The 14,818-nt window shown below is 67.4% G+C and carries 13 protein-coding genes; 2 read left to right on the top strand and 11 right to left on the bottom strand.

What is annotated here, in order from left to right:
- Positions 1-453: 453 nt before the first annotated feature.
- Complete coding sequence (locus GD429_RS32735) at positions 454-924, top strand: ATPase (RefSeq protein WP_152863368.1); 471 nt, start codon at positions 454-456, stop codon at positions 922-924.
- 173 nt (positions 925-1,097) lie between these two features.
- Here GD429_RS32735 and GD429_RS32730 read toward each other — a convergent pair whose 3' ends face one another.
- From GD429_RS32730 to GD429_RS32690, 9 genes are all read right to left on the bottom strand, one after another.
- Positions 1,098-1,784 carry a DUF429 domain-containing protein gene (locus tag GD429_RS32730; protein WP_152863357.1) on the bottom strand — a complete coding sequence of 229 codons (687 nt, stop codon included), beginning with the start codon at positions 1,782-1,784 and terminating at the stop codon, positions 1,098-1,100.
- Positions 1,785-1,793: 9 nt separating this feature from the next.
- Positions 1,794-2,318: an HD domain-containing protein gene (locus GD429_RS32725; RefSeq protein WP_152863355.1), complete on the bottom strand. Its 525-nt coding sequence runs from the start codon at positions 2,316-2,318 to the stop codon at positions 1,794-1,796.
- Positions 2,319-2,439: 121 nt separating this feature from the next.
- Entirely contained in the window at positions 2,440-5,910 is a 3,471-nt protein-coding gene (locus tag GD429_RS32720; RefSeq protein WP_152863353.1) for an ATP-binding protein, read from the bottom strand.
- A gap of 3 nt (positions 5,911-5,913) precedes the next feature.
- Positions 5,914-7,164, bottom strand: a complete 1,251-nt coding sequence (locus GD429_RS32715; protein WP_321575056.1) for a DNA repair exonuclease — start codon at positions 7,162-7,164, stop codon at positions 5,914-5,916.
- A 54-nt stretch (positions 7,165-7,218) separates the two neighbouring features.
- On the bottom strand, positions 7,219-7,335 hold the full coding sequence (locus tag GD429_RS32710; protein WP_227791862.1) for a CbrC family protein: 117 nt from the start codon (positions 7,333-7,335) through the stop codon (positions 7,219-7,221).
- 535 nt (positions 7,336-7,870) lie between these two features.
- Positions 7,871-8,650, bottom strand: a complete 780-nt coding sequence (locus GD429_RS32705; RefSeq protein WP_152863349.1) for a hypothetical protein — start codon at positions 8,648-8,650, stop codon at positions 7,871-7,873.
- Positions 8,651-9,029: 379 nt separating this feature from the next.
- A complete protein-coding gene (locus GD429_RS32700) occupies positions 9,030-9,572 on the bottom strand; it encodes a hypothetical protein (RefSeq protein WP_152863347.1) in 543 nt (180 codons plus the stop codon).
- A 262-nt stretch (positions 9,573-9,834) separates the two neighbouring features.
- The gene (locus tag GD429_RS32695) at positions 9,835-10,254 is read right to left on the bottom strand and encodes a hypothetical protein (RefSeq protein ID WP_227791849.1); all 420 of its coding nucleotides are present in this window, start codon (positions 10,252-10,254) and stop codon (positions 9,835-9,837) included.
- A 77-nt stretch (positions 10,255-10,331) separates the two neighbouring features.
- Positions 10,332-12,317: a gamma-glutamyltransferase family protein gene (locus GD429_RS32690; protein ID WP_152863345.1), complete on the bottom strand. Its 1,986-nt coding sequence runs from the start codon at positions 12,315-12,317 to the stop codon at positions 10,332-10,334.
- 225 nt (positions 12,318-12,542) lie between these two features.
- On the opposite strand from GD429_RS32690, the gene GD429_RS32685 reads away from it, so the two are divergent.
- Positions 12,543-13,481, top strand: coding sequence for a site-specific integrase (locus tag GD429_RS32685; RefSeq protein ID WP_152863366.1), 939 nt, complete (start codon positions 12,543-12,545; stop codon positions 13,479-13,481).
- A gap of 37 nt (positions 13,482-13,518) precedes the next feature.
- On the opposite strand, the gene GD429_RS32680 is transcribed toward GD429_RS32685, so the two are convergent.
- Positions 13,519-13,998 carry an RES family NAD+ phosphorylase gene (locus GD429_RS32680; protein ID WP_152863343.1) on the bottom strand — a complete coding sequence of 160 codons (480 nt, stop codon included), beginning with the start codon at positions 13,996-13,998 and terminating at the stop codon, positions 13,519-13,521.
- On the bottom strand, positions 13,995-14,450 hold the full coding sequence (locus GD429_RS32675) for an antitoxin Xre/MbcA/ParS toxin-binding domain-containing protein (protein WP_152863341.1): 456 nt from the start codon (positions 14,448-14,450) through the stop codon (positions 13,995-13,997). The genes GD429_RS32680 and GD429_RS32675 overlap by 4 nt, the downstream gene beginning before the upstream one ends.
- Positions 14,451-14,818 lie beyond the last annotated feature (368 nt).

The following is a 14,818-nucleotide window of genomic DNA, read 5'->3' as shown; positions in this document are numbered from 1 at the left end:
GTTGCGACTGCGGGGTCCATCTTCCTGCGTCAGCCGTGCGCCCAACCTGCTGCACACCACCGACTTCGCTTCCCCTCTCCCGCGCCGCGTTTCCGTTAGCGCGAAAGAGGCGTGATTCTATGCACCCGCCACCGTCTCCGCAAGCCCCTTTGTGAAATTATTTTGAAAAAGCCACCGTGCGCTCGCGCGCACGGTGGCTTGGGGCTCGACGGGCCGGGCATCGCAACGCGAACCGCCCGCCATAGTTACCGGGCAAGCCTCTCTTTCCTCATATATATACGAGGCCGACGGCATGCCCTTCCCAAGCGCGCTCCGGGTTCGCATCCCCGCCAATCACCGGGCCGCCGAACGCAACACCACATCGCCCGGTTGCAACATTGCGCGTTCGCGCCTTCATGGGTTTCGCAACCCCGTCCCGAGGATCGGACAAGGGGGCTCGCGCTGTCGAGTATCATGCCGCGACCGAACCACGCACTCACATCGACGATGGACAGCACCACTGAACCCGGCGACGCCGATCTTCGCGACGAATATGCAGCGCTGCGCGAGCGCGCCATCCTGCTCGAAGAACAGGCCCCGCCACTTCTGCAACGCATCTCGGATGTATTGCCGCGGATCAGCGGCGAATCCGAACTCGCGGACGAGCATCGCGAACGGCTCATCGGTGCACGCAATGCGGCGCTGGTTTCGATCGAAAACTATCAGCAGGCGATTCCTTTCCTGCAGACGGCCGACTCGATCATCGAGCAGATGGACAAGACGCCCGAGCGCGACGAAGACATCGAGTGGCGTGAATCGCTGCTGCAACGGCTCGACGAGCTGATCGACGTCGCGGTCGTGATGATCGACGATGCGGAAGACTACTTCGACCAGGCGCAAGCCTGCGATCTGTCCAGCGTGCCGAAATCCATCCTCGAGGATTGAGCAGTGCCGCTCGGGATCGCGCGGCGCACCGGCTTCGTGTCGCGTGCGCCCGCAATCCTCATGTTTGTCGGTCGACGATCACTGTGTGACTCCGTCGGCGTCAGGCAGACCGCACCTCTCCCGCAAGAGCTCACCTTGTCGTAACAGCGTCCTGTAGTCGCCGCGCGCCGCCGCTACAGTGAGTCGAGTACGATCGTCTCGCTCACGATCGGCACACGGATATATCCACCCTCCGTATCGCCATACGCATGCGCGTTCCCGTCGATGACGTATTGCGCCGTCAGTGCGCACAAGGTCGCGTCTCGCGCATCGACGGAACGCAGCGTCGACACGTCGATCCCCAGCCGCTCCAGCAATTGCCGGCGCTGGTTGCGCTTGTGCTTCGCCGATGCAACCGCCTTGCCCAGCATCGCGCAGGTAATCGCGTAAGGATAGGTTTCGAAGCTCGCGCGCCCGCCCGCATAGCGCGCGCCGGTCAGCAGCGGATAGGCGTCCGCGAGCGCGCGGTAGACGCGCTCTCCGATGAACATCCAGTCGAAGAAGCCCGACGTGCTCGCGACGGCCTGCTCTCGCGACGGCGTCGGGAAACACGAGATCCGCTCGCGCGCGAGCGCCTGCTCGGCCGCCCGGCGCCCACCTCCCGCCCACCACAGGCTCGGCGCGTCGACGCCGACGGCCACGACGTCATGGGCGAGACACAGTGCAGGCAACGCCTCGGGCGCGATCCGCTGCTCGCGGCAGACAACCTTCGACCCGCGCAGGATCACGAGATCGCATAGCTTCTTGTCGCCCCCGACGTCGACACCCGCCACGGCGAGCGATTGCCGCGCGGCGGATCCGATGGATCGGGTCGATCGCATGCGGGCGCCTCAGTCCGCCGGTCGTGCTTCGTATGCGGCATCGAAGATCGCCTCGAGACCGGGATGCACGCCGCGCATCGGATCGACGACCGACTTCGCCCAGTCGAAGTACGCCTGCTTGCGCTCCAGCGGCCAGTCCGCGGGCGGATGGCGCGCGATGTCGCGCAGGTTGCAGATCTTGTCGGCCAGCTTCACGAGCTTCGCGCGCCGGCTGATGGTCGCCGCATGCTCGACCTGCAGGCGCTTGCGCTCGTCCTTCGGCAACGACTTGTCGTCGGTCACCTCCATCACGATGTCCGCCACGTCCTTGCCGAACAGTCGCAGCAGCTCCTGTTCGGTCGTCTCCGTATCCTCGACCGTGTCGTGCAGCACGGCCGCGACGATCACGCGCTCGTCCTCGACGCCGGCTTCGTTGGCCAGCACGTCGGCGAGCGCAATCGGATGATTGATGTACGGCGACGCTTCTTCGTCCTTGCGCCGCTGATTGCGATGCTTGTCCGCCGCGAACGCGATAGCGGCTACCAGCCTTTTCATGTTCCCCCCTCGTGTAGCCAGTCCCGCGACCGGCAAAACCGGCCGCGTGCATTTCGGAACCGCACATACTACCTGCACGCGATGACCCTTCCCGCGCACCGGCATCCGTGCGCACCCCGCATCACGCGCCGGCTGGCGCGCGCTGCAGCTCGACCACGTTGACCCGCGCGCCGAATACGTCCTTCACGAGCGGCAGCAGGTGGTCGTGGTGCGTCAGGAACAGTACCTGGGTTCGCGTCGACAGATCGCGCAGCGCGTCGAGCCCGGCCTTCGCGCGCGCGTCGTCGAAGTTGATGAACAGGTCGTCGGCAACGAACGGCAGCGCGGTCCTGCTGCCGAGCTGCAGCTCCAGCGCCGCGATCCGCAGCGCGAGGAACAACTGGTCGCGCGTCCCTTCGCTCAACCCGGCGACCTCGACCGACGTTCCCTTCGTCCGCCGTGCGTACAGCGCCGGCGGCGTCCGCTCGGTATCGACGGTGAGCTTCGCGAACTCGCCCAGCGTGAGCCCGGCGAAGATCTCGCCCGCCCGCCTGAGCATCGGCCCCTGCTTCTGGTCGCGATAGCGATCCGTCGCCCACTTCAGCAACCGGCTCGCGGTGGCCGCCTCCAGATACTGTTCGGCCGCGTCGCCCATCGCCGCCAGCGCTTCCTGCCGCTTCGATTCGGCGACGGCCGCGTTCGCCTGGCCGTCGATCGCGCCGAACGCCTGGTCGGCCACGACCTGCTGTTGCGCGAGCTCGTTCAATCGCTTGCCGACATCGCCCAGCGACTGCTTCACAGCCTCCAGGCGCGCCGGCACGTCGGCGATGTCCTGTTCCGCAACCTCAGCCTCGACGGCCGAACGGGACAGCCCGTCGCCGTCGCGCACCAGCGCCTCGTGCGCGGCGTCGACCGCCTGCCGAAGCTGGCGCTGCCGATCCGAGCGTTCGGCCAGCGGCAGCGCCGCATCGATCGACGCCACGCCAGCCAGATGAAGCAGCGGCTGGATGCGCGCATCGGCACCGGCCACCGCGGCGGCCGCATCCGTGACCTTGCCGTCGGCCTGCCGCACGGCTTCGTCGGCACGCTCGATCGCGCGCGCGATTTCCTTCGCGGCCGCGAGACGCATCGCCAGCCTGCGTGCAACGTCCAGCCAGTCGCCGCTCGCCAGCCATTCCGGCGCGAGCGCTTCGGCAAGCCGCCGCGCGCCGGCCTCGAGCGCGGCCAGCTCGGCGCGGATCGCAGCGATGCGGTTGCGCGGCGCATCCGCATCGGCCAGTTCGGCCGTCACCGCATTCGCGAGCCCGAGCGCGCCTTCGGCTGCTGCCAGCGTCACCGCACTCGCGGAAAGTTTCGCGTCGGCCAGCGCGTCGCGCCATTGCGCGCGCCACGCATCGTAGGCTGCTTGCGCATGGCCGACTCGCGCCTGCGCCGTTGCGCATCCGCGTTCGGCTTCCCGCGCGCGGTCGTCGAGGCTGTCCTTCTGCGCGATCGCTTTCTCGGCCGACTGCACGAACGTCTCGGCAATGGCGACGAGTGCCGCCAGTCCGTCCGTATCGCTGCCTCTCGACACCGTATGCAACGCCGAACGCAACGCAGCTTCGGCACCGCTCCGCGCGGCGCGAATCGTGTCGAATTCGCGGCGCTGACGGTCGAGATCGACCTGCGCGGCGAACACCGCGTCGCGCTTCGCGAGCCAGTCGCCCATCGCCGCCAGCGGCATGCCGGGCACCGCGGCCGTCGTCGCGAGATCGGCCCATGCGTCGCGGTGCGCGGCCAGCTCGCGTTCGCGCTCGTCCAACGCAGCCTGCCTGCGCGCCACGCCGGCTCGCGCGGATTCGACCTGCTGACGCAGCGATTGCAGCGTCGCCGCCGCCTGCGTCGCACCGAGCTGCGCATCGACGAGTTCGTCGGCCAGGCGAATCGCGTCGTCGACCGCCGGTGCGCCTGTTGCGAGGTCGACAGCACCGTTGCGGATATCGCCCCATGCGTCGTCGCGTCGTGCGCGCGCCGCCAGCACGTCGGCGGTCGTGACAACCTTGTGGTTCTCCGCGAAATGCTTCTCCTGCAGTTCTAGCCGCTCGAGCTCTTCGAGCGCGCCGTCCCGCGCGTCGCGCGCGGCAGCGGCCGCGCTGGCGCGTTCGCTGTCCTCCTTGAGCAGCGCGCCGAGCCGCGCCGCCGACGGCACGTCGAGCGCGCGCAGCGTGTCGACCGGCATGCGCCACTGGCCGAGCGCATCGAGCGCGCCGGACAGCGTGCGTTCGGCGGCAGCGATTTCATGTTCGAGCACCTGTTCGCGCTGGCCGCTATTGCGAAAGCCTTGCGCATCGGCGAGCGCCGCGCGCAGCGCCTCCGGCACGTCGGCGGTCGACAGGCGCACCCGTTGCTCCTGCACCTGCGCAAGCTCGCGCGTGCGTTCGTCGAGCGATTCGCGCGCGCCGGCGAGCGCCTGGTGCAGCGCACCGTGTTCGCGCAGCAGGTTCGCGACGGTCTTCAGCGACAGCGCCGTCGGCAGCGACGCGCGCAGCGTCGCTTCGTCCGTCGGCCAGTCGAGCTGCGCGGCCGCCGAAAACGCGGCGGACAGATGCCGCTCGACGTCGGCGCCGAGCAGCAGCAGATCCTGCGCGTGATTCATGCACGCGCCGCGCAGCCGATCGAGCGCTTCGATGTCGGCTTCGAGCGCCAGCGTATCGGCGTCGGCATCGATCGCATCGCGCGCCTGCCGTTTCGCAAGCAGGTCGGCACGCCGTTCTTCGAGCACCTTCTGTTCGGCCGCGAGATCGCCCTGCGCCTTCAGCAGGTCCGCATACGCGGTCGGCGGCAACTCGACGACCGCGCCAAGTTCTGCCAGCGCCGCATCCTTGACCGTCAGCTCCTTCAGGTACGGTGCCAACCGCCGCACGCGTTCGAGCTTCGAGCGCAGCGATTCGAGCCGGCGCTGCTCCGCGCGCGCGTGCTCGATCTGCTGTTCGACCGCTTCGCGCGCGTCCTTGCGATCGACCCAGTCGCGCGTGCGCACCTGGACCGTCTTCAGTTCGGTCACGGCTTCGTTGAACGATGTTTCTGCCAGCGCAAACGCGCTGCCGCTGCGGCGCGGCGCCCAAAGTTCGACCGAACGCGCGTCCAGTTCCTCGCGCACCGGCCCGAGACTGCCGACACCGGCGGCCGATTCGAACAGCACCTGGCCGAGCTTGTCGGATGCATCGAGAATGCTGCGGCCACCGTCGACCAGCCGCCCGTGATCGAGCCCGAACATCTGCTCGAAGAATTCGCGCGTCGCGCCGTCGAGGATGGCGGCCAGATAGTCGTCGGGAAGCTTGTCGTCGGCAGGCGTGCGCAACGGACTGCGCCCGCGCGCACGATGGAACGCGAGCTCGCCCGTGCCGTTCTCGAGCACGCCGCCGATCCGCAGTTCAGGCGTGCTGTGCAGGAAATCGAGCGGCGTCTGCAGCTTCATCCCGAACAGCAACTCGGACACGGCCGTGCGGATCGTCGACTTGCCGGCCTCGTTCGGCCCGACGATCACATGAAAATCCTCGCCGGCCGACGGGAACCGCAGTGTTTCGTCGGTGAACTTGCCGTACTTGATCAGATCGAGCTGGCTGATGCGCATCGCTTACTCCCCCCTTGCCAGCCGCGCGAGCAGCGCGGGACCGACCTGCTCGACCAGCGCCGTGAGCTCGCCCGCGCGCGCCATCGTCAACAACGGCACTTCTTCCTTCACGTCGCTGCGCACCTTGCCGACGAACGGCTTCAGGTCGCGTTCGAGCAGCGCGAGGAAATCCGGATCGTGCGCGGCTTCGGCCAGGATCTGCTTCAAATCCTCCAGCGCTTCAAGCTGCTCGCTCTCGCCCTGCTGATGATCGGCGGCGGACGTCGCGAGCCGGACCTTCTCGAGCCACAGCCGCTCGTTGCCGATGATGCCGATCTGGTTCAGCACCTCCGCGCGCAACTGCGGCGCGCGTCCGAAAAAGAGCCCGTGCGCGGGCGTGCGCCCCGTCACCGTCACGCGCACCGCGCGCGGCACGTGGCCGTCGACGGTCAGCAGCGCCTCCAGCGACTGGCCGATCTTTCTCGACAAATCGGCGACCGCGAAGCAATCGGATGCGTCGACCGACACGGACTCCCACCGCAGCACGTCGAGATACAGGCGCTCGACCTGCGTACGGCCTTGCTCGACCGTCACGAGCACCGCGCCGCGGCGGCCTGTCTCGCGGATATGGCGCCCCTGCAGGTTGCCGGGAAACACGACGGTGGACGACCCCGTCCATTGCTGGAATTCGTGCACGTGGCCGAGCGCCCAGTAGTCGTAGCCCTTTGCGTGCAGTTCGGCCAGCGTGCACGGCGCATAGTTCGCGTGCGCCGCATAACCTTCGAGCGCCGTGTGCAGCACGCCGATGTTGTAGTACCCGGGCACCGGGTCCGGATAGCCGATCGCGAGATTATCGACGACAGCCTTGTCCTTGAAGCTCTGCCCGTGCAGCGCGACGTCGAATTCCGGCAGCTTGTGGGTTTCCGGCTTGCGATGGCCGAACACGGTGACGTTGTCGGGCAGCGTCAGCTTCTTCGTCATCTCGCTTTCGGCGTCGTGGTTGCCGCCGAGGACGAACGCGCGAATACCGGCCTTGCGCAGGCGCCCCATCTGCTGGCCGAAGAAGATGCCGGTGTTGTGATCCTTCCAGTCGCCGTCGTACAGGTCGCCGGCGATCACGAGGAACGCGACTTCCTCTTCGATCGCGCGATCCACGAGTTGCCGCAGCGCCTCGCGCGACGCATTGCGCAACTGCGCGGCCGGCGCGTCGGGATACGCGCTCAGGCCGTGCAACGGGCTGTCAAGGTGAATGTCTGCCGCGTGGATGAACTTCACGAAGATTCCTCGGTTTCATGACGAAGGGCGACGCCGCTCGCGCAGGTCCGGCCGTCAATGGCAATCCGGGTAGCCGCGCGCATCGCCGCAGCACACGCAGCGCGCGTCCGACCGTATCACGCTGCCGGTTGCCAGCGGGTCGGGATGGTACCTGAAAGCGGGTAACGACATGGGGTTCTCCGTCGGTCCGGATGGTGGAGAAAGCACGCGATGCGAATTCGAACGGCCATTGTGCCGTGGCGCGACCGTGTTACTGCTGAACCTCGATTTCGGCAAACGTGCCGCTCACGAAACGATAGACGCGATGCGTTGCGCCGTCGTGCGCGAAATATTTCCACCGGATGTCGATGCCGGCCGGGTACGTCGCGCCATGCGATCGCCAGATACGGCGATTGCACTCCGGCGTCGGTTTCGAGCGAAACGGAGTCGAGACAGTTTCGAACCGGCAGCGAGAAGCGGCACCGCTCGGGCGCCGCGCAGTTCCAGCACGTACAGCGTACCTTCTTCGCCCGCACCGCAATGACAGCGCCGGCACCGCGACCCTCAACGCAACCGGTATCGTCCGGCGGTTTCGCATTCGCATGGATCGCGCGTGACGCCGTGGAGTTCGTCGTATGCGCAGGCGTGCCACCCGGGTAATCCCGTTTCCGGATCGCGCCGCTTGCGTCGTTCGTCGCGACGAACGCGGCCGATCCGATACATGCCGTCACTCGCCGCGCGGCACGGGCGGCGGCGCAAAGCCGTTGTCGTTGCCGGGGAACGGATTCGCGTTGCGGCGCAGCGCGTCCTCATCATTCTCCTTCTGTGCGAACAGCGCGACGCCGATCACGCCGACGTTCGCGGCATCGCCGTACTTCGAGTTCGCGACATAACTGTCCGGCACCGCCGCGAAGCGGAACGCGGCGACTTCGTCGCGGCTCTTGCGGAAGCCCTCGATCGTCAGCGTGCGGCCGGGATACAGCACGTAACCGCCGTTCGTATAGCTGCCCGGCCGCCCCGACAGCACGTCGAGCCCGTCGACGGTCGACACGACTTCGAACGTGCGGCGCCCCTGGTTGCGCAGCACGATCATGTAGCGCGAACCCTCGATGCCGGCCATGTGCCAGCGGCCGTTGCTGCGCGCGAGGCGCAGCGGCCCCCCCTTCTCGTCCGAAAACGACAGCGCGATGTCGCCGTTCGCGAGCGCGACGCGGGTCGGCAGCCGGCGCACCTGGGATGCGGGAAGATGTCCGGGCAGCGCGTCGTTGTAGTAGACCGACGCGAGATCCGTCGGCTTCGCCGGATCCGCGCGTTCGAATTCGACATTGCGGGTTTCGGATCGCACCGACTCGCCCCACGCGGTGCCGAGCCCGCGGCGTTCGCTGGCGTCCGGAGCCAGCGGTGCAGCCGCAGACGCGCCGATACTGCCTGACGGCGGGGGCGGCGCTGCGCAGGCGGCCAGCCAGAGCGCGCAGGCGAGCGCGAGAAGACGGAACAGGATGGTCATGACGTAATGCCTCGGAATGTTATCGGGCCGCGCCGGGCTGGCCGGAACGGCGTTTTGGTGTCGTCTGTCGTCACGCTGTCGATCGGACATGCTTGCCCGCGTCGGCCGGCGCTGCCATCGCGGCGGCCCGGCAACCGGGAGCCCCGCTATTTAAGCATGGCGGGCGGGCAATGGGCAGGGGCCGCGCGCGTCGCCTGCCGCGGGCTCGTGCCCGTGGCGTCCGGTAGCGCGAACGTGCCCGTCGCGCCGTCGAATTCGCGGCGAACGCCGATGCATCACTGTATTTCGACGAACGTCGAACGGCACGCTGTGCGCGCCGATAAAAAAAACGGCCCGGCCCGCATCGAAGCGGGCCGGGCCGTGACGGGATGCGTGTTGCTTACAGCGCGCCGCCTTGCGCCGACGCCGAACCCTTCACGCCGACCGATGCGCCGCCCTGCACCGAGTTCGTCGCGCCTTCGAGCGCTTCGCCGGCCTTCGCCTTCGCGCCGCCCGCGACGTCACCTGCCGTCGACATCGCACCTTGTGCGTGGCTCTTTGCCGTGCCTGCGACGTGCTTCACGTGCGACTTCGTCGAATGTACGGCCGACGTCGCGGCATCCTTCGCCGAGCCCGCAGCCGAACCCACCGCATTCGTCGCGCCGCCCACCGCATTGCCGGCTGCCGCGCCGACGCCGCCGACCGTCTTGCCGACGCCGTTCAGCGCGCCGCCAACGAGGTTGCCCGCGCCCGAACCCGAGCCTGCCGCATTCGCGCCGGCGCCAGCCTGCACGCCCACGCCGCCGCCGAGCAGCGGCGTCTGGACCTGTGCGCCGACGCCTGCGGAACCCTCAGCGCCGGTCTGAGCCGTCTGTGCGAAAGCAGCCGACGTCGCCATCGCCGTCAGTGCGGCACCCAGCAGAATCGTACGAATCTTGTTCATGGTCATTCTCCCCAAAGACGTTGTTGCTGCGGGCCGCATCCGTGCGGCTTGTCGCATGCCTCGCCGCGACGTGCGGCAGGTGGAGCTAATGTAGCGGCGCCGACGCGCAAAACGATTGATTTGCGGGGACTGTTACTTCAGTTGCAAATGCTGACGATTGACTCACACTGTTTGACAATCGGGGGCTTGAGACGGGAAAGATGGCGTACTTGCCGGCGAGCAGGCGCGAACCCGTCGGCGTGCGATGCGGGTCGCGTCGCGATCATGAATCCCCCGATCGCCACGCCATCTGGAAACCACGAAAGTGAATCAGCCAGCGGGGAAACCGACCGTTTTGATAAGCATCCCAAAGTATACGTGCTGGCCAGCCGACGGTGCGACCCGACATACGGCTCCTCGCGATCGGTTCGATGCAGTCGGGCACACACGCCGCCGCGCCGGCGTTGCCCGATGCGCCGAAGGCGAGCTTGAATGCCTTTTCCCGCAATGTGTCCACTGCCGGCCTGTCGATCGCCGTACCCGGATCGCCGTCGATCGCGTCGAATGCCGCCATCCACGGCGCGTCGAACGGCTCGGCATCACGGCTGTCCAGCGACGCTGTCGCAATCGACATCGCCGAGAAAGCCGAAAAAACCGGCGCCGGCGGGACTGCGTCCATTTCAAGCAGACGTGCGTGCGTCATTGCAGCCCCTTCAAGAAACGCGGCCCCGATCGCCTGTATAGATACAGGCAGATCGGGGCCGTGCGCGTTCCGCCCGGTTACGGCCGGAACGTATCGCCAAGCACGACGCCTTCGCGACGCGGATCGGTGCCGCCCTGCAACGCGGGCGACTGGCCGACCGTCACACGCATCACGGTGTTGACGCCGCTCGCCTGCGCGGACGTCGACACCTTGTGCCCGAGCGCGAGCAGCCCCGTGATCAGCGGATCGTTCGCACCGTTGTTCGCCGCGTTGACGTTCGGATGCTCGCCGCCGATCGTGGTCGTCGGGCTATTGCTCGCGCCGAAATCGACGAGCCCCGCTGACTGCTGCGCATCGAGTCCCCAGTCGAGCGCGCCGACCAGCGTCTTGACCACGTATTGCGGAATCGTGCCGCCGCCCGGCGAACCGGTCGCCATCACGAAATCGCCGCGCGAACCGTCAGCGGCCTGCCCGAACACGATCGTCGGCGCCATCGAACTGCGCGGCCGCTTGCCCGGCTGCAGGCGGTTGGCCACCGGATTGCCGGCGCTGTCGACCGGGTTCGCGGAAAAGTCGGTCAACTGGTTGTTCAGCAGGAAGCCGTTGGTCATGTGGAACGAGCCCATGCTCGACTCGACCGTGGTCGTCGCGCTCAGCACGTTGCCGTCGCCGTCGACGATCGTGAACTGGTTCGTGCCGTGCTCGATCAGCGTCGTGTCGACACCGAGCGGCACCGCGCCGAGATTGCCGGGCTGCGCGGTGCCCATGCTCTTGGTCGTGTCGATCAGCGCCGCGCGCGATTTCAGGTACGGCTTGTTCAGCAGCGTGTCCCACGTGCCGCCCGGCAGCGGCACGAAATCCGTATCGGCCACGTACTTGTCGCGGTCGGCATACGCGAGCCGTTCGGCCTCGGTGACGAGATGCACGCCCGCGACGGTCGGCTTGCCGCCTTCGAGATCGATCGCCGTCGGCTTCAGCGACTTCAGGTCGAAGTTCTCGAGAATGCCGAGTGCCGATGCAACTGCGATACCGCCCGACGACGGCGGCGGCATCCCGCACACCCAGTAGCTGCGATAGGTCGTGCACACGGGTTCGCGGCGCTTCGCCTGATACGCGGCCAGATCCGCGACGGTCGTCTTGCCCGGCGTGAGCGTCGAGCCGTCCGCGCCCTTCGTCGTGGCGATCTTCGCGACGATGTCCTGCGCGATCTGCCCCGTGTACAGCGCATTCGCACCCGACTGCGCCATCAGCGCCAGCGTGTGCGCATATGCGGGGTTCTTCAGTACGGTGCCGAGCGTCTTCGGCGAGCCATCGGCATTCAGGAAATACGCGGCAGCCTCGGGATCGCGCTTCAGGTTCGCGGCGTTTGCCGCGATCGCGTCGGCGAGCCGGCCACCGATCGGGAAGCCGTTGGTCGCGAGCGTGATCGCATCGCCGAACAGGTTCTGCCACGGCAACCGGCCGTGATCCTGCTGCAGTGCCTCGATGAGCCGCGGCACGCCGATCGTGCCGATCGAGCGGCCGCTGGCGCGCGCGTTCGGCAGCGGCGCCGAATGGTCGGTCGTGTCGTCGACGTAGCGCAGATAGTTCTCCGTCGCGGCGGCCGGCGCGGTTTCCCGGCCGTCGTACGCCTGCAGCGTCTTGCCGCGCGCATCGTAGTAGAGCAGCACGCCGCCCGACCCGAGGCCCGTCGCCTCGGGCACCGTCAGGCCGAGCACGGCCTGCACGGCGACCGCCGCGTCGGCGGCCGTGCCGCCTTTCTTCAGCACCGCGCAGCCGGCCGCGCTCGCATACGCGTTCGACGTCGCCACCAGGTAGGTCTTCGCATAGACGGGTTTCATCCCGGTGCGATAACCCGACGACGCTTCCGGCAGCGAAGGATCGCCCGGCTGGTTCGAGCCCACCACGACCGTCGCGCCGCTGTTGTCGACCGCGAGGCAGCTCGTATCGGTCGAAGGTGCCTGCGTGCGGCCCGCTTCGTTCTCGACGTCGCCGCCGCATGCGGTCAGCAGCGCGGCCGCGAGCAACGCGGACGCATACGGGAAAATCGCTGTTCTGTTCATTGTCTGTCGATGTTCTTTTAGGTCGTTGCGATGGGCATCGCGCTGCCTGCAACCCCCTCGGGGCACGGGCAACGCGTTCGATAGTCCCACGAACGAATTTTTTTCCGCAACAAGGAAATGACGCGTGCCGCGCACTGATGCGCCGGTTGCGTTGCAAGTGCCGGCCGGATGCGGATGGACATCGGGACGATTGCCGGCGTCACCGCGTCCGGCTATAACTCGTGGATGGATACGAATCGCTGGATTCACGACCCCGTCGGCGCCTTTCGCGCATGGCAGGAAACCGCCGCGACCGGCGCCGGCCGCCGGCCGTTCGCGCCGCGCTCGGTCGTGCAGCACGTCGCGATGTTCGAACGATTCCTACGCCATCTGAGCGCGCACCGCGTGTCGCTGGCCACGTTCGGGCCCGACCACGTCGCAGCCTTCCTGATGGATCTCGAACGCACGTGCGCGCCCGGCACATCGACACGTGTGCGCTACGCGAAGCTGATCGACCGGCTGGGCCGGCATCTGGTCGACACCGGTGTGCGGACGATCCATCCGGCCGGCCGGACGACGCGTCATCTCGCGTGGCCGGACGGCGAGCCCGAGCCGTGCTACCTGCCGCGCGACTTCGACGCGGCACTGCAGCGCCATGTGCAGCCGCGACCGGACGACACGCCGGCCGACTGCCGGAATCGCGCGATCGTCGCGCTGCTGCTCGCGAGCGGCATCACGTCCGCCGAGATTCGCGCGACGACGCATGACGCGCCCGATCTCGACACGCGGCCACCGGCGCTAGCCGTGCCGCGCGATCGCGCGCGGCCGGCGCGCCGGATCGAACTCGCCGCGTTCGCGCTGGCGCCGCTCGCCGCATGGCGTGCGCGCTCGGCAGACGCACCGGCATCGGCGCTGCTGTTTCCCGCGCCGCGCGGCGGTGGCGCAATGAACGACATGTTTCTGCTGCTCGTCGTGCGCGCCGCGCTGACCTCGATCGGTTTCCACGCAACGGACATGAGCCCGCGCGTGCTGCGCAACACGTATGCGCGCCGCCAGTTGCTCGCCGGCCACGCGCACGCCGACGTCAGCGCCATGCTCGGTCTCGTCAGTACGCGAACGATCACGCGCATCCGGCAGACGCTGCCGCCCGATGCGGCCGCGGATCGCGCCGCGCATGAGCGTTGAACCAGCTCGCGGCAAGTGCCCCGTTCCTTCTTGTTCCCTATTCGCCCGGCTTCGACTCGATCAGCCGCAGAATCCGGGTGTCGTACGGCGATTGCATGACTTCCGCGACGCGGATCTCGGACGCGGCCGGATGCAGCGGATTCAGCAGGAAGTTATGCGCGTGCGGCACGACGACGCTCGGGACGCGCAGCAGCGCGCTCGGCTGCGTGTGCAGCCACTCGGTGCCGGCGCTGCGGGTCCAGTCGACGTTCGTTCGCCAGTCGTCCGGCGCGTCGCCTTCCGCGATTTCGGCAACGTCCACCGATTCCGGCACCTCGATACGAAGCAACTGGTATCCGCTCGGCAATTGCGCGACGGTGGCGATTTCGAAATGCACGAGCGTCTCGAGCAGCGCGAGTGCCGGATGCTCGGCGAGATACACGACGGGCTGCCCGGCAAAATGCCAGCGCGCGCCGGCACGCAACCCGCCGATGCCTTTCAGATCGGCGTAATTGCTGATCCGCCACAGCGTCGTCAAGCGAAGTATCCCTCGTCGATCTGCGTGAGGACCTCTTCGACGAGCCGCGCGCCATGCTCGGTGCTAGCCATGTCGAGCGACGTGCGGCCGCCGAAGCGCTGCAGCCCGTTGCGCAGCCACGCCATCGCCTTGTCCGGGTCGCCGAACGTGGCCGTCGCCTGCGCGACGATGCGCGCGAGGCGGATCGCCTTGTCGGATTCCTCCGGCGACAGGCGTTCGTGCGCCTGGCGACGGTGGCTCAACGTGCGGCGCGGGATGATGAAGGCCAGCTCGTCCGATTTCAGCCCGCGCTCCGACAGCCGGTCGATCACCGAGACGTCGACACGTGCGCTCGCCAGCTCGGCAAGATCGGCGCCCGATCGGACGCGAATCGCCAGCAGTTGCTCGAGAATCGTGAATTCGGCCTGACGCGGATATGCGACGCCCGAAGGATGAAAAGCGATGGTGCTCATGACCTCTCTCCGGCAATTTGCCCATTCATTATAGGCGTTTTGCCGCAGACTTGCGGATTGCGGGGGTGCGGGTATCCCAACGGGCTGGAAAGCCGGTTTGAGAAGGCGCGCGCGAATCGAAGATTCGCCTGGTGGGGCTGAGACAGGAATTCAGTATATAAAATCATCCGCTGTAACTTGCAGTTGTCACGTAACAACGCTTTGACAGTGGAACGTTGAAGCAACCGCACTGTTCGAGCGCCGGATCCACGTCACGCGATGGATCGCCGTTGCTTCACGGCCCATTTCGCAACCCTCTCCACCAGAACGAAAGCAATAAGTAAGAATTCGCCGAATGCCTGAAAGGAAGCCGTAACACGCGAAACCAG

It is taken from the genome of Burkholderia sp. BE17 (assembly GCF_009362305.1).
Classification (GTDB): Bacteria; Pseudomonadota; Gammaproteobacteria; order Burkholderiales; family Burkholderiaceae; genus Burkholderia; species Burkholderia pyrrocinia_C.
The sequence above is the reverse complement of the archived record's forward strand: the minus strand, read 5'-3'. Positions and strand labels throughout refer to the sequence as shown.

What these genes read in the sequence shown, in the direction of transcription:
- GD429_RS32735 (WP_152863368.1), top strand. Translation starts at nt 454, where the DNA reads ATGCCGCGACCGAACCACGCACTCACATCGACGATGGACAGCACCACT.
- GD429_RS32730 (WP_152863357.1), bottom strand. Translation starts at nt 1,784, where the DNA reads ATGCGATCGACCCGATCCATCGGATCCGCCGCGCGGCAATCGCTCGCC.
- GD429_RS32725 (WP_152863355.1), bottom strand. Translation starts at nt 2,318, where the DNA reads ATGAAAAGGCTGGTAGCCGCTATCGCGTTCGCGGCGGACAAGCATCGC.
- GD429_RS32720 (WP_152863353.1), bottom strand. Translation starts at nt 5,910, where the DNA reads ATGCGCATCAGCCAGCTCGATCTGATCAAGTACGGCAAGTTCACCGAC.
- GD429_RS32710 (WP_227791862.1), bottom strand. Translation starts at nt 7,335, where the DNA reads ATGTCGTTACCCGCTTTCAGGTACCATCCCGACCCGCTGGCAACCGGC.
- GD429_RS32705 (WP_152863349.1), bottom strand. Translation starts at nt 8,650, where the DNA reads ATGACCATCCTGTTCCGTCTTCTCGCGCTCGCCTGCGCGCTCTGGCTG.
- GD429_RS32700 (WP_152863347.1), bottom strand. Translation starts at nt 9,572, where the DNA reads ATGAACAAGATTCGTACGATTCTGCTGGGTGCCGCACTGACGGCGATG.
- GD429_RS32695 (WP_227791849.1), bottom strand. Translation starts at nt 10,254, where the DNA reads ATGACGCACGCACGTCTGCTTGAAATGGACGCAGTCCCGCCGGCGCCG.
- GD429_RS32690 (WP_152863345.1), bottom strand. Translation starts at nt 12,317, where the DNA reads ATGAACAGAACAGCGATTTTCCCGTATGCGTCCGCGTTGCTCGCGGCC.
- GD429_RS32685 (WP_152863366.1), top strand. Translation starts at nt 12,543, where the DNA reads ATGGATACGAATCGCTGGATTCACGACCCCGTCGGCGCCTTTCGCGCA.
- GD429_RS32675 (WP_152863341.1), bottom strand. Translation starts at nt 14,450, where the DNA reads ATGAGCACCATCGCTTTTCATCCTTCGGGCGTCGCATATCCGCGTCAG.